At 61.9% G+C, this 15110-nt stretch carries 11 protein-coding genes; 6 read left to right on the top strand and 5 right to left on the bottom strand.

The genetic code is table 11. The annotated features are described in order from the left end of the window. Nucleotides 1-195 precede the first annotated feature (195 nt). The 6 genes from pgaA (at nucleotide 196) to AACY02_RS08940 (ending at nucleotide 9030) form a co-directional block, all read left to right on the top strand. Entirely contained in the window at nucleotides 196-2676 is a 2481-nt protein-coding gene (gene pgaA / locus AACY02_RS08965) for a poly-beta-1,6 N-acetyl-D-glucosamine export porin PgaA (RefSeq protein WP_339431626.1), read from the top strand. 12 nt (nucleotides 2677-2688) lie between these two features. Continuing rightward, entirely contained in the window at nucleotides 2689-4686 is a 1998-nt protein-coding gene (gene pgaB, locus AACY02_RS08960; protein ID WP_339431625.1) for a poly-beta-1,6-N-acetyl-D-glucosamine N-deacetylase PgaB, read from the top strand. A gap of 1 nt (nucleotide 4687) precedes the next feature. Further along, complete coding sequence (pgaC, locus tag AACY02_RS08955; RefSeq protein WP_339431624.1) at nucleotides 4688-6043, top strand: poly-beta-1,6-N-acetyl-D-glucosamine synthase; 1356 nt, start codon at nucleotides 4688-4690, stop codon at nucleotides 6041-6043. Beyond that, entirely contained in the window at nucleotides 6040-6567 is a 528-nt protein-coding gene (gene pgaD / locus AACY02_RS08950) for a poly-beta-1,6-N-acetyl-D-glucosamine biosynthesis protein PgaD (RefSeq protein WP_339431623.1), read from the top strand. The genes pgaC and pgaD overlap by 4 nt, the downstream gene beginning before the upstream one ends. Nucleotides 6568-6728: 161 nt before the next feature. Continuing rightward, complete coding sequence (locus tag AACY02_RS08945; RefSeq protein ID WP_339431622.1) at nucleotides 6729-7289, top strand: YbhB/YbcL family Raf kinase inhibitor-like protein; 561 nt, start codon at nucleotides 6729-6731, stop codon at nucleotides 7287-7289. 319 nt (nucleotides 7290-7608) lie between these two features. Further along, a complete protein-coding gene (locus AACY02_RS08940; protein WP_339431621.1) occupies nucleotides 7609-9030 on the top strand; it encodes an aminotransferase-like domain-containing protein in 1422 nt (473 codons plus the stop codon). Here the strand turns inward: AACY02_RS08940 and panB are convergent. From panB to AACY02_RS08915, 5 genes are read right to left on the bottom strand one after another with little or no spacing between them, the layout of a single operon-like run. Further along, the gene (gene panB, locus AACY02_RS08935; RefSeq protein WP_339431620.1) at nucleotides 9015-9833 is read right to left on the bottom strand and encodes a 3-methyl-2-oxobutanoate hydroxymethyltransferase; all 819 of its coding nucleotides are present in this window, start codon (nucleotides 9831-9833) and stop codon (nucleotides 9015-9017) included. The two genes, AACY02_RS08940 and panB, sit on opposite strands and share 16 nt — an antisense overlap. Nucleotides 9834-9876: 43 nt before the next feature. Continuing rightward, nucleotides 9877-11130, bottom strand: a complete 1254-nt coding sequence (locus AACY02_RS08930) for an ATP-grasp domain-containing protein (protein WP_339431619.1) — start codon at nucleotides 11128-11130, stop codon at nucleotides 9877-9879. Then, nucleotides 11111-12370, bottom strand: coding sequence for a methylaspartate mutase (locus AACY02_RS08925; protein ID WP_339431618.1), 1260 nt, complete (start codon nucleotides 12368-12370; stop codon nucleotides 11111-11113). Before AACY02_RS08925 ends, AACY02_RS08930 begins: the two co-directional genes overlap by 20 nt. Nucleotides 12371-12373: 3 nt before the next feature. Then, nucleotides 12374-13870 (bottom strand): hypothetical protein, encoded by a 1497-nt coding sequence (locus tag AACY02_RS08920; RefSeq protein ID WP_221730969.1) that lies wholly within the window; start codon nucleotides 13868-13870, stop codon nucleotides 12374-12376. Further along, nucleotides 13867-15105, bottom strand: a complete 1239-nt coding sequence (locus AACY02_RS08915; RefSeq protein WP_339431617.1) for an ATP-grasp domain-containing protein — start codon at nucleotides 15103-15105, stop codon at nucleotides 13867-13869. The genes AACY02_RS08920 and AACY02_RS08915 overlap by 4 nt, the downstream gene beginning before the upstream one ends. Nucleotides 15106-15110: the final 5 nt, after the last annotated feature.

Genomic DNA, 15110 nt, shown 5'->3' with positions numbered 1-15110 from the left:
CTGGCGTTTGGCTTTTCGGCATCCCGGCTAAGCCGTTACCGTGAATCTGAACAATTATTGTGTTCTGAATCCTGGTCCATGCTTGCGTGCAAAACTGCCCGACTGAGCTTGGCTGAGTGTTTTTCACCCAGTCTCCGTTACGAATTGGGCAAAAAGGGCATGACGACCCGGCTGGCCATGTAAGGATGCTGACGAATGCCGCGTATTGATGGTCCTGTATTACATCGTGGTCTACGCCCCTGGATTCGAATCGCGCTCTGTAGCCAGTTGCTGTGGCCGGCGCTGGCGCTTGCCGACACTGAGTACGATCAACGGGTTCTCGATGCTCGTGCGGGGCATTACACGCCTGCGCTGACCGTGCTGCGTCAGGTGCCACCGGGTCTGGCAACCACCGGGCAGATCAGCGATCACCTGCAAATTGCCGGTTGGGCCGGGCTCGACGCCGAAGTGGTCAAGGTTTATGAAACCCAGGGCCGCGACCGGGTACTGCCGATTCAGGCGCTGACCGCCACCGCCCGCGCTTATCGCAACCTCAAGCGTTGGGATCAGGCCACTCAGGTCTATAACAAGGCACTGGCGCTGGAGCCGGACAATGCCGACCTGCAACTGGGCCTGGCCTTGACCCAGGCTGACGCCGGCAAGCCCGATGAGTCGGTCTCGCGCGCCAAAGCGCTGGTGGCCGCCAAACCCGACGACCCGTCACGCCGCCTCGCCCTGGGCTATGCCCTGACCCGCGCCAACAAACCTTACGACGCCCTGTTCGAATACGATCAGGCGTTCATTCGCGCCGGCAACAAACCTGAAGTCGCCCGCGAATACGTGGTTGCGCTGCAAAAGGCACGTCTGCCGGAGCCGGCGCTGCGGCTGGCCCATCAGCGTCCGGGTCTGATCGATCCGGTGACCCTGCGCCGCCTCGAAGGCGATCTGGCCGCCGAGCGCGTGCGTCTGGCGGAGTTGGCCACCCGCAGCGAAACAGAACGCTATGTGATCGCCGACCGGGCGTTGGCCGATTACGACAAACTGCTCGCCACCTGGACACCGGACGCGACGGCTCACGACGACGTGATCCGCTGGCGCATCGACCGCATGGGCGCGCTCAAGGCGCGGGCGCGTACCGCTGACGTCATTGCTGAATACGAAAAGCTGCAAGCCGAAGGCGTGAAGGTGCCGACCTATGCTCAACGCTGGGTGGCAGCGTCGTATCTGGATCAACGCGAACCGGAAATCGCCACTGACCTCTACCGCCAAGTGCTTTCGGCACCGGACGCCGATGTCGGTGATCGCCTGGAAGACACGACCGCGCTGTATTACTCGCTGCTCGAAAGTGATCGCGCCGATGAGGCCCGAAACGTGGCCGAGGATGCAGCCAAGTCTCAGCGCCCGCGTATCGAGCTCAAAGGTCTGCCCATCGGCAACCCCAATGACGAATGGATGGATGCCCAGCAACTCGCGGCGCAGGCCGGCACTTACGGCTCCGATTTGTCCCACGGCGAAGAACGTTTGCAGGTGCTGGTCGGGCAGGCGCCGGGCAACATCGGTTTGCGTCTGGCCCAGGCTGATTTGTACCTGGCCCGTAACTGGCCGCGCCGCGCCGAGAACCTGCTCAAGGAAACCGAGGCCATGGCGCCGCGCAATATGGGCCTGGAAATCGCTCAAGCCCAAACCGCGATGGAGTTGCAGCAATGGCGGCAAATGGATGCGCTGACCGACGACGTGATCGAGCGCTTTCCGGATAACCGGCAAGCACAGCGCCTGGCCCGCCAGCGCGACGTGCATGACATGGCCCAGTTGCGTGTCGAAAGCTATGGTGGCAAGGCTTTCGGCGGCAACAGCGGCGATACCGGGGCGGTTGCCGGCAGCAAGGATTTCGGTATCGAAAGCACCTTGTACAGCCTGCCGATCGATGAAGACTGGCGCGTGTTTGCCGGGGTCGGCTATGCCACCGGCGACTTCGCCGAAGGCACCGGTCATCACCGTTTCCAGCGTGTGGGTCTGGAGCGGCGCAGCCGCGACATGAGCCTGGAGGCTGAAGTCTCCAATCACGCTTATGGTTTCGGCGACAAACTCGGCGCACGACTGGCGATTGCCCGCGATATCAACGACCACTGGCAGTATGGCGCCAGCCTCGAATACCTGTCGGCGCAAACCCCGCTGCGGGCCTTGAACAGCGACATCACCGCCAATGGCGGCAGCGGCTTCATTCGCTGGCGTGCCAATGAAAGTCGCGAGTGGCGCCTGTCCGTCAGCCCTTCGCACTTCAGCGATGGCAACAACCGGGTCGAAGCCTTGCTGACCGGGCGTGAAGGTCTCTACAGCGCACCGAACGTGCAGGTCGACGCCGGTCTTGAGGTCGGCACCAGCCACAACTCCAACTCCGCAGACGTGCCGTACTTCAACCCGAAGGCGGACTTCAGCGTCATGCCGCTGCTGAACGTCAATCATGTGCTCTACCACCGCTACGAAACCTCGTGGAGTCAGCAGTTCCAGGTCGGGGCAGGCACTTACAGCCAGCGCGACCAGGGCACTGGAGGCATGGCGTTGCTCGGTTATGGCCAGCGCTATGCCTGGAACGACGTATTCGAGGTGGGAGGCATGTTGAGTGTGATCAACCGGCCTTACGACGGTGACCGGGAATCCGATTTGCGTCTGCTCGTCGACCTCACTTTCCGCTTCTAGAAGAGTTTGAAGATGCCTTTGACTTCGCGTTTCATCCTTCTGCTGGGGGTGCTGCTGGTCAGCGCCTGTGCCCAGCAAGCCCCGGCGTTCGCCCCGCCGTCCGAGCGCCCGGTGGCGGCCAGCGAAAAGCCGTGGCCGAAAAATCACGTACTCGGTATCGCCTATCACGACGTCGAGGATGTCGACCCCGATCAGGCCGTGGTGGCGGTGCGTACCGAGCGCCTGATCGAGCAACTCGCGTGGCTGCGGGAAAACAATTACCAGCCGGTTACGGTCGATCAGATCATGGCCGCACGCAAGGGTGGGCCGCAGTTGCCAGCCAAGGCCATCCTGCTCAGCTTCGACGACGGTTATGCCAGTTTCTACACCCGTGTGTTGCCAGTGCTGCGCGCCTACAACTGGCATGCGCTGCTGGCGCCAGTCGGCACCTGGCTCGATACACCGCTCGATCAACCGGTGGATTTCGCCGGCACGCCGCGTGCTCGCTCCGACTTTCTGACCTGGGATCAGGTGCGCGAAATCTCGCGCTCCGGGCTGGTGGAAATCGCCGCCCACACCGATGCCAGCCACAAAGGCATCCTGGCCAACCCGCAAGGCAATTTGCAGCCTGCGGCGGCTACCCGGGGCTATAACCCTCAGACCAAACGCTACGAAACCGAGGCCGAATTTCAGGCGCGAATTCGCACCGACGTAGCGGCCATCACGGAAAAAATCCGCAAGGTCACCGGTCATAAGCCGCGTGTCTGGGTCTGGCCTTACGGTGCGGCAGACGGCACGTCGCTGACGGTGGTCGATGAACAGGGCTATCAGATGGCCCTGACCCTGGACGACGGCCTAGACAGCCTAGATAACCTGATGAGCAGCCCGCGCTTTTTGGTCGCCTCTGACCCGGATGGCGAACATTTCGCCAACAGCGTCGTCGGGGTGCAGTCCGATGCGGTGATGCGGGTGGTGCATGTGGATCTGGACAACGTCTACGACCCGGACCCGGCGCAGCAGGAAATCAACCTCGGCAAGCTGATCCAGCGCATGGCCGATATGGGCGCCAATACCGTGTTCCTGCAGGCGTTCGGCGACCCGAAGGGCGATGGTCTGGTGCACTCGCTGTACTTCCCCAACCGCCATCTGCCCATGCGTGCGGACATTTTCGACCGCGTTGCCTGGCAACTGCGCACCCGCGCGAATGTGAAGGTCTTCGCGTGGATGCCGGTGCTGAGTTTTGGGCTGGACTCAAAACTGCCGCGCGTGACCCGTTGGGACCCGAAAACCGGCACCACTTCGGTGGACCCGGATCAGTATCAACGCTTGTCACCGTTCGACCCTGAAGTACGACGGATCATCGGTGAAATCTACGAGGACGTGGCGCGCTTGACGTCGGTCGACGGCATTCTCTATCACGATGACGCGGTGCTCTCGGACTTCGAAGACGCCAGCCCGGCGGCGCTCAAAGTCTACGCGGCCAACGGCTTGCCGGGCTCGATTGCAGCGCTGCGTGATGATCCGGCGGCCATGCAGCGCTGGACGCGTTTCAAGAGCCGCTACCTGATCGATTTCACCAACGAGCTGACGGCCAAGGTTCGCGCCATTCGCGGCCCGCAGGTGAAGACCGCGCGCAACATCTTTGCCGAACCGATGCTCAATCCCGAGAGCGAAGCGTGGTACGCGCAGAACCTCGACGACTTCCTCGCCACCTACGACTGGACGGCCCCGATGGCCATGCCACTCATGGAAAAACAGACTCAGGCGCAATCCGGGCCGTGGCTCGAAGCGTTGGTCGACACGGTCAAGGCCCGTCCCGGCGCACTGGATCGCACGGTGTTCGAATTGCAGGCACGGGACTGGACGAAAAAGGACCAGGCCGACATCGACAGCCAGCAATTGGCTGACTGGATGAGCCGTCTCAAACGTCAGGGCGCGACCAGTTTCGGTTACTACCCGGACAACTTCCTCGACAACCTGCCGGAGCTGAAAACCGTCCGGCCCGCGTTCTCCAACAAATGGAACCCATGACATGCTGGATAGACTGTTAGCCCTGCTTGTTCTGGCACTTGTTCTCGGCGTGCCGCTGGGACTGATTTTCCTCGTCACCGGGCAGTTCCTGATGGACTTCGTGTTCTTCTACCCGTTGTTCATGTCGGGGCTGTGGATTGCCGGTGGCCTGTATTTCTGGCTGCACTGGGAACGCCACTGGCCCTGGAAGGACGACACGCTGCCGCCACCACTGGCCGGCGAGCCGCTGATCTCGATCCTGATCCCTTGCTACAACGAAGGCGACAACGCCGCCGACACCATCCATGCGGCGCTGGCCCAGCATTACCCGAACATCGAAGTCATCGCGATCAATGACGGCTCCAAGGACAACACCGCCCAAGTGCTCGACCGGCTGGCCAAGGAAGACCCGCGATTGCGGGTTCTGCATCTGGCAGAAAACCAGGGCAAGGCAGTCGCCCTGCGCATGGGCGCTATCGCCGCGCGCAGCGAATATCTGGTGTGCATCGACGGTGACGCGCTGCTGGCGCCGAACACGGCGGCCTATCTGGTGGCGCCCATGCTGGATAACAACCGCCTCGGCGCGGTCACCGGCAACCCACGGATTCGTACACGCTCGACGCTGGTCGGGCGGGTGCAGGTGGGTGAGTTCTCCTCGATCATCGGTTTGATCAAACGCACGCAGCGGGTATTCGGGCGGATCTTCACCGTGTCGGGTGTGATCGTCGCGTTCCGCCGCACCGCGCTGCACCGGGTCGGTTACTGGAGCCCGGACATGATCACCGAAGACATCGACATCAGCTGGAAGCTGCAACTGGACCACTGGAGCATCTTCTACGAGCCGCGCGCACTGTGCTGGATCCTGATGCCGGAAACCCTCGCTGGTTTGTGGAAGCAGCGTCTGCGTTGGGCCCAGGGCGGCGCCGAGGTGCTGTTCAAGAACATCCGCGGGATCTGGCAATACCGCCATCGTTATCTGTGGCCGCTGTTGTTCGAATACTGCTTGTCGACCGGTTGGGCGTTCACCTTCCTGCTGTCGGTGATCTTCTGGGGTGTCGGCAAGTTCGTGGTCATGCCCGAAGCCATCGCCGTGGATCACCTGATGCCGCCGGCGTTTACCGGGTTGTTGCTGGCCTTCGTCTGCCTCGTGCAGTTCGCCGTCAGCATCATCATTGATCGGCGCTACGAACCGGGGCTGGGCAAAACCATGTTCTGGGTGGTGTGGTACCCGATTGCGTTCTGGCTAGTCAGCTTGCTGACCACGCTTGTGAGTTTCCCCAAGGTGCTGTTTGGTCAACATCAGAAGCGTGCGCGCTGGGTCAGTCCTGATCGGGGTATCAAACCGATCGGGGACGATGAAGAGGAGGTTATCAAATGAAAATCATCCGGACTCGCCAGCGGCCGTTTCTGGTCGTGGTCGATGCATTCTTTACCGTTATTGCCTGGATTGGTCTGTTGTATCTGATGGTGCGAGGGTTGTGGCCGCTGATCGAAAGCCACGAAGGTGCGCCGCGGATCGATAGCTCGGCGTTTGATGCGCTGGCCACCTTGCAGATTTATCTGTGGGTGGCGGTGGTCAACGCGGTGATCCTGATCGCTTGGGCGCGTTACCAACAGCGCAAAAGCCGCGGTTTCGCTCAACGCCGTTTGCCAGCGCCGGTGGCCGATGACGAGGGGTTGAGCAAGAGCTTCAAGCTGTGCGACGAGCGTTTGCAGAAGCTGCGTACGCCCGGGGTGATGACCATTCACAACGATCAAGAGGGTGACGTGAGCAACGTGGTGCTGAACTTGCGGCCGGTGGAACTGGCGGAGCTGCCGCCACCCCTGGCGCCGCTGGAGCACCCGCGCGTGATCTTTCTGCATGCCGAGGACGACGACAATCGTCAGCCGCTGAGCCCATGAGCCGCTGAACGGGCGGCACCGCGCAGGGTTTGCTCGCGGGTATTGCTCTCGTGAGTGTGCGGCGCGGTGCTAGGTTCGGGCATTTGCTGCTGCCATGGCACGGCAGGTACAGCTATAGTTTGCAGGCCGACGACGGCCTCACTGTACAAGGTGCTCCCGGAATGACCCGATTGACCTCTCTCAACCCTTGGCTGGCGGCCATTGCCGTTGCCCTTTGCGTGCAGTTTCCGGCGCAGGCCCAGGAGCGTTTTACGCTCAGCATTCCCGGTGTTTCCGATAATCGACTGTTCACCTCGGCAGCGGCCAGCGATGCGCCGGGCTGTAACGGCAAGAACCAGTCGCCGGCCCTGAGCTGGAGCGCAGGTCCCGCTGGCACCCTGAGCTACGCGATTGTCATGCACGACCCGGACGGCCAGAAAGGTTTGGGCGTCGATCACTGGATTCATTACGGCATCAAAGCCAGCACCCGGCAGATTCCGGCCGGTGTGGGCGCCAAATCGAACCATCAAGGCGTCGGCGGTACCAACAGCAAGGGCAACACCCACTACATGGGCCCATGCCCGCCGGTCGGTGACAGCGCGCACCATTACATCATTCAGCTCTACGCCCTGGATCTGGCCCCGGACGCACTGCCGGCCGGTTTGACCCGCGCCGAACTGATGGAAAAAATCAAAGGCCATGTGCTGCGTAACAGCAGCGTGGTGCGGCGTTATCATCGCTGAATGCGGTCGCGCTTGGTATCGACTGATAAAAGCGAGCACTATCGGCGCTGTTCTTGACGATCGACGCCGGGCAGGAGGCTTACCCTATGGATGATGTGCGTGATTCATCCAGCGGAAAACTTGCGCAACACCCCGCTGGTTCCAGATAGCGACTTCACCCCTTCGCAACGTCCATTGCTGATGATGTTTTCAAACCTGCGGGCATCCGTTCGATGCCCGAGCGTTGGCATGGATGGCCGAGTGCAAGCGTTTTCCCCGTGGTCCCGACCGCGCGTGGTAAGCGCAGTACCTAACGCACCAGGATTTAAAGCGATTGAGCATGAACCCAAATAAAGATTCGACATTTGCCTATCAGGCCGTATACCGCTATCTCGTCGAACTGATCGAAGCTGCGAGCCCTGAGGGAGAACAGAAGCTGCCGTCGCTGCGACAATTGGCGCAGCGCTTGAATGTGTCAGTGTCCACGACCAAATACGCCTATTCCTTGCTGGAAGACCAAGGGCGTATCTACGCCAGGCCCAAGCTTGGCTACTACACCCGCGCCATGCCATCCGCGCTGATCAACGAAGGCTCGCCGAACCTGCTCGACAACGTGTTCTCCAACGCCCGGCAACCGGGAATGCTGGCGCTGAGCAGTGATGCCCCGGCCATGCTGCTGTCGCTGGAAAACCCGTTATTGATGACCGAACGCGAACTGACGCGCCAATACCCGCGCTCGCATGCGCCGCTGTATCAACCGTTTGGCGAAACCGAATTGCGCAGTGTTCTGGCCGATCGTTACACCCGTTCGACGCGCTGCTACTGGCGTGCCGAGCATGTTTACATCGGTTCCGATCTGCGCAGCGTGCTTGATTTGTCCCTTGAGGCGTTGAAGCTGACCGGCACTGTGGCGCTGGTGGAATCGCCGTGCTCGTGGGCGATTCTGCGGCAACTGCACGCGGCGAACATCCGCGTCATCGAAGTGCCGCTGGGTGACGATGGCCGCTTTGACTTGCTCAAAGTCCAGGCGTTGTTGCAGCGAGAACCCATCACTCTGGCGGTATTGTCCTCCACCGTGAACATTCCCCACGGCAGCCTGATGCCCGCCGAAGACAAGCAAGTGATCTGCCGCTGGCTGGCGGAACGGCGGGTCTGGCTGTTCGAAAATGACTGCTATGGCGAATTCAGCTTCGTCCCTGAAGCCGCGCGCTACCGTGACTTTGCCGACCCGGAACGGCTGCTGGTGTTTTCCACGTTCGACAAGATCATCGGTTCGGAGGCGCCGTATGGCTTTGTGCTCAGCCGCTTTCAAGGGCCCGAGCTGCATCGGCTGTTTCTGGAGCGAGCCTTTCGTTTGTCGCCGATTCGGCAAAAAGCGATTGCCAAGCTCTACACCACACGGCGCATCGACCAACACACGCAGATGTTGCGCAGCATGCTGATCGACCGCATGCAGCGCATGAAAGCCATGCTGCACGAACACACGGAGGGTCAGTTACGCATTGTCGCGCCGCAGGGCGGCGCGGCGTTCTGGATCGAGGCCACGCGCCCGGTGAACATGCGCGGGGTATTTGAGCGCTTGTTGGCCAAACGCATCGTGATTGCACCCGGCGAAATCTTCAGCCAGCAGGGGGCGTGGCAGCATCATTTGCGCCTGAGCTACACCATCGACTGGAGCAAGGACATCACCCACGCGCTGAAAGTGCTGACTCAGGCCATTCAGGATGAAGGTTCGATGGCCGGCGCTCAGTTGATGCCATAGCAATGCCGGGGTTCGGGGAATGTGCCGGCGCGCACTTCGTCGGCGAACGCCTCACACGCCTGGCGAATCTGCGCGCCAACATCGGTGTATTGCTTGACGAAGCGCGGTACGTGATCACCGCCCAGCCCTAGCATGTCCTCGGTCACCAGCACCTGACCATCGCACGCCGGTGAAGCACCGATGCCGATGGTCGGCACGGGGGAAAAGTCGCTGATCCGGCGCGCCACGCCTTCGGCCACGCCTTCGAGCAACAGACTGAACGCACCGGCCTCACTATGTGCGCGTGCATCGGCTTCGAGGTTCATGGCGCCAGCCTCATTCATGCCCTGGGCCTTGAAGCCGCCCATGGTGTTGACGTATTGCGGCATCAGGCCGAGATGCGCCATCACCGGGATGCCGCGTTTGACCAGAAACTCCACGGTTTCGGCGAACACCGCGCCGCCTTCGAGCTTGACCGCATCGCAACCGGTGCGCGCCATCACCTGCGCGCAGTTGCGGTAGGCCTGCTGCGGCGATTCCTGATAGCTGCCAAACGGCATATCGGCGATTACGCAGGCCAGCCGGGTACTGCTGACCACGGCGCGGGTGAAAACGATGGTTTCCTCCAGGCTCATGTCCAGCGTTGAGTGGCGGCCAAGTCCGACCATGTTGGTCGAGTCACCCACCAGGATGAAGTCGACAACAGGGTCCATCAATCTGGCCATCCAGCTCGTATAGGCAGTCAGGGAGACAATTTTCTGTTGCCCCTTCATCGCGACCAATTGAGGAACGGTAAGTCGTTTGGTTCGGGTATGCAGGCTCATGGCTCTCTTCCTTGTTAAGCCCCGTGGTCGGGGGCGTCAGTGGTTACAACCCATCCCTTTCCCATCCACGCCATGCGTCGTAATCAGCGTCGATGCGTTCGCTCTGTGGGTGCAGTAGAAACACCGCAGCCGGTGAGCTGTTCAGGTCTACGGTGGGGGCAATCCTTGCCCCTTCGGCGAAGCGGAACCTGGCGTTGTGAAAACTTGGCAAGGCTTCCAGGCGTTGGCGCACATGCGCTTGCGCGAACAGCCCGTGGCGGTGGGCGATCAGGTTCATGCCCCGCGCGTGTTGCAACAGCTGATAGCGTTTGGGCCACTGCGCCAGACGCGCCGGGTCCAGATAGCTTTGGCAGGTCAGGGCTACCTGATCGTTGCCGGTGGCCGCTTGCAGGGCGGGCGGGCAGGCCAGTCCGGACAGGCGTGCACCGGTTTCCAGCAGGCGCGGGCCATTGCCGGTCAGGATCAACTCGGTGTGCGCCGGGCCATGCACGATCCCCAGCGCATCGAGCACGCCTTGCACATACTCAATCAGTTGCGGCAGCTCGTGGGCGTCCGCCGGCAGCAGGTCCTCGCGGTCGTAGATCTTGCGGCCGTCGGCGGCGAAGGTCTTCGAGCATTTCCACACGTCGGTGATCCAGTACTCGCCCGCGTGGCTGACGCTGTTGATCACGTACTCGGCGCCCGTCAGGTATTCCTGCAGCAGCACCTGTTCATTGTTGAGCATCATCAGATTGGTGGCGCCGAGGATCGACTCGATGGCGGCTTCCAGTTGCAGCGCATCGTGGCAGATGAACACGTTATCCGAACCGGCACTGTCCAGCGGTTTCGCCACCACGGTTTCGCCGCCGCGGGCCTTGAACCAGACCAGCGCTCGCTCCAGCGAGCGGGTGCGCAGCTGTGCCGCCACTGGCAACCCGGCCTCGGCCACGCGTTCAGCCATCAATGACTTGTCGCGACGCGCGGCGGAGGTCGCCGGATTATTGCCGGGCAGGCCCAGACGTGCGGCCAGCAAGTCCGCCAGTTCTACGCCGAATTCGCTGCCCGTCAGCACGGCGCCCGGGCGATAGGCGGCGAGCTTGAGCAACAATGGTTCAAGGCCTTCCTCGGCGACGCTGTAGTCCTTGGCGAACAATTCTGTCGGGCAGCTCGCGGCAAATGCGGCCGGCATGTGTGCGCGTGAACGCACATGGAGCAGAGGCCGCTGTCCGGCCAGTGAGCGGGCCAGCAGGGCTCCGGTCGAGTAAGCATCGACCAGAATCAACGGCGCCGCGCTGGAATCAATGCAAGGGTTGGTCATAACGGTTCACCGTGTAATGCAACATCTGAAACAGCTCGGACGAGCTGATACCGGGGCCGTCGACCGACCAGCCACTGCTGCGAGGCAACGGCAAACGGCCGGTGTTGCCCCAGCGCAACACGCCCTGGTCGTCGATACGGGTGGTGGCGCGGCCCGGGTTGTCCGGGTGCAGGCAGTAGGGAATGTCGAGCAAGCCGCGCGCGAAGGCCTGCACCAGTGCCACGCCGATGTCGGCGTGCAGATTGAGCACGGTCTCCACCAGTCGCCGCGCTTCGAACAGCGTTTCCTGGTAATAGGCGGCGCTGCCCGCGTCTACCGTCGGGAGTTCGCCAGCAGCGACTTCGGCGGCCATGCACAAGGCATCAAGGTTGTCCTCGACCGAGGGAATTTGCCGCGATTCTGCGACGGTCTTGACGATCAACCGCTCGCAACCGGCAGCCTTGGTCAGCCGCGCACTGTCGCAAATCAAACGCCGTGCGCCGTGGCGGGAGGTCGGGAACACGCCCATGTACGAATACACCACCACATGCCAGTGATCGCCGTCGAGATACTGGGCGGCCAATTCGCGCAATGCCTGCAACGCGCCGAAATCCTGTTCCATCGAAGTGCCTTGGGCGTAGCTCAACGAGACGCCGCGCACCCCGTGCTGACGGAAAAACAGGGCCTCCAGCAAGGTCATGGCGATCAGCAGCGAGGGCGGGCACAACTGCCCCAACAGGCAGCCGCCGAAACTCTCGATATGTGCATGTTCAGTTGCGCCGGCCAGCACCTGACAGCTTTGCGCCCAAGCACTGACCGCCTCGGCCAACGGCAGGCGGCTGTAGGGCATGCAGTACGACACCGGGCCGCCCTCTGTTGCGTCCAGACCCAATGCCGCCAGACGCTGGAACACATTCTGCGGTTTGGCCGTGCCGTGGCGGATCTGGATCGGAAACTCTGCGCTGTACAGTCCTGCGAGCATGCCGCGTACCGCTTCGATCGGATGGCTGATGATCGGGAACCCGTTCATCGGCGCCGAACTGTTCAGACATTGCAACGCACTCTGGTAATCGCCGACCCGGGTGTAGCTGTCGAGCGTGATGGTGCCGATGGCCGCGCAGGGCAGGGCGGCGACGCTCGCCAGCCCCGCACGCATCTGGCTGAGTGCGCCAAAACCCATGCGCGGTTGCACCACCAGCTCATTTCGGACGCGGGCGCGCTCGATGAACTGTTGAAAATGGCCGCCGTTGAACGCCGTCATGCTTTAGCGTCCCGAGACCAGTTCAACCACGGTTTCACCGGTCGCCGGGTCGTAGCGACTGATGCGTCCCTTGTGCGGATCACCAGCGCGCACCCGTGCGATCAGCGTGACGTCGCTGTCGAAATCGATGCGTTGATGGGCGTACAGACTGCGCAACGCCGGCAGCGGCAGGCCACTGACCTCGCTCAGCCACTGACAGAGGGCCGGCTCGTCGTGCTCGCCTGCGAGCACTCGGTGCAGGTTGTCGAGATCGGCCAGACGCTGCGGATGGCATAGCCCGACGAAGCTGGAGAACTCGCGGCCACGATCAACGAACGGCGCAAACTGCATACACACCAATTGCATTTCATTGAGACCGAACGCCTGCTCGGCGAAGCGCTCGGCGAGCGTGCGGCGCGCCTGCATGCCCGGCGCATCGACATAGGCCGACATGGCCAGATCGATCAGGCGCTGGGGCATTTCTTTCTTGCGCATGAGCGCCTGCGCCAGCTCCAGGTATTCGGCAATCCCCTGGTTGTAGCTGCGACCCTGCACGTACTCGGCCTTCAGCCCGCGAAAGTGCGCCATCAACATCGGGTTGGCGCAATCGGATTCGGTGAAGCTGAATGCCAGCTCTTCGAAGCGAAAATCGAGGAATTCGGTAATCAGCTCCCAATGATCCTCGACCTTGTAGCTGACCAGATCATAAATGCTGATGAACGCTGGATCGGCGTTGTCGTCACCGCAGGCAACGCGTCGTTCCTCGCGATGCTGATCGAAGCCTTCGCCGAACAGTTCGATGAAATATCGCTGGGCCACGCCATCCAGTGCTTGCAGCAACCCGCGAAAGCCCTGCCGGCGGCATTCTTCGACATCCAGCCCGAGACGCTGCGCCAGACGCATGATCCAGGTGAAATAGTGCTTCTGCTCTTTGCGCGAATCACCGGTGACCACTGCATCGACGCCGCCCTGCCACCACGCGGCGCGACCATAGAAATCCGCCACGGCGAGGTTGCAGCTGTTGCAGAAGGTCGGGCGACCGTCGCCAGCGGTGCGGTGGCCGTTCATCAGCACGTCGAAACGGTTCATCGCCTGTACATCGTCGGGGAACGGCAGATGCCGTTCGAACGGGCGAATCTGGCGGTGATCGACCACCAGCATTTCTACTCGCGGATCATCGAACAGGTGCAGCGCGCGGTAGACCCGATCAATGTTGGCCATCACCGCATCCGGCACGCCGGCATGGCGCATGTTGGCGATGCGCAACTGAAAGGTACGGCCATGCAGGATTGACAGCTGTAACTGGGTGGCGCGCAGCATGGCCACGGTGTAAGAACTGTCTTTACCGCCGCCGTAAGCGACCATCAATTTGTAGCCGGTCAGCCCGTCGAGACCGCCCGCAGCGTCAATCAGACGCTCGCCGAGGACAGCCACTGCGCGACGTTCGTCGGCGCGCAAATAGTGGTTGATCTGACCCAGCAGCGGTTCGTCGTTCAAGGCTTGGGAAGTGGGGGCGTTCATAGTGGTTCCGCCTGGAATTGGAATGCCTGAGTGGTGTGGCGGATATCGTTTTCAGTGGCCACTTCGCTACCGCCGACAAAAATGAAGCGTCCGCTGTGCAGGGCGTCGTAGCTGCCGCCGGACTCGAGAATCTGCCCCGGCTCGGGCAGCAACTCGCGCCACAGACTGGGCACGGTTTCGCGCAACGAATCGGCTTGCACTACCCGGCACGGCAGGGCAGCGGGTTTCGGGATCACCAGCCAGCCGCCGCTCGGGTCGTGGCTGACGGCGGGCACCGGCACTTGATCGCCGGCGAGGCGGCGCAGCCAATGCTCGTAGAGATTGACTCCGAACACTTTGTTGATCAGGTGCGGGACTTCGCTGCCGCCGACCCGCGCACCGATTTCGAGGAACACCAGCGAGTCGTCCGGTTCGACGAAAATTTCCAGGTGGAACGCCGTGCAGCGCAGATCGAGGGCACGCATGATCTGTTGGCTGAAAGCCTCGATGCGCGTACGCAGGGCCGATGCCTGGACGATCACCGAGCCCAGTGGCTGCGCCTTGGCGAAATCCAGGCAACTGTTGATGTAACGCGACACCACCTGAAACGGCACGCTGCCGTCGACATCGACGAAGCCGTCGATGTGGTAGGTCTGGCCGTGCATGAAGCCTTCGATCTCATAGCGCGACAGGTCGATGCTATTGAGCAGCGTGCGCAGTTCAATCTCGTTTTCGACCTTCTCCACGCCCATGCTCGCGGCGCCGTCCACTGGTTTTACGATCAGCGGGAAACCGATTTCCCGGGCAAAATCCACGGCCTGTTGCACCGACTCGCAACGCGCAAACGGCGGCACCGGCAGGCCATGGTTTTGCAGGATTTCCTTCATGCGTGCCTTGTCGCGGTAAACCGCCACTTCATCCGGGCCGTGTCCGGGAATGTTCAGGGTCTGGCGCACGCGCGCGGCGATTTCCAGGGTGAACTCGGACAGGGCAATCAACTGATCGACGGGGCCGACGCGTTCGATGACTTCCTGCACCGCGCCGAGCAGTTGCTCGTATTGGTTGACGTCAGCGACCTGCACCTGATGAGCGATATGCTGCGCCGGAGCGAGTACGCCGTCGGCGCCGAGTGCATCGACCACGTAGCTGATCCGGTGTTGTTGATGGTCGAAGAAATCTTCGTAGCGAGTCAGTTCGTTGTCCCAGCGGCGCCCATCACGAAAGCGCGGCCAGCGGTTGACGATTACGATGTGCATCGTGG

The sequence above is a fragment of the Pseudomonas sp. EA_65y_Pfl2_P78 genome, from assembly GCF_963970495.1.
In the GTDB taxonomy this organism is placed as follows: Bacteria; Pseudomonadota; Gammaproteobacteria; order Pseudomonadales; family Pseudomonadaceae; genus Aquipseudomonas; species Aquipseudomonas baetica_A.
This window is presented reverse-complemented; position numbering and strand designations above follow the sequence as displayed.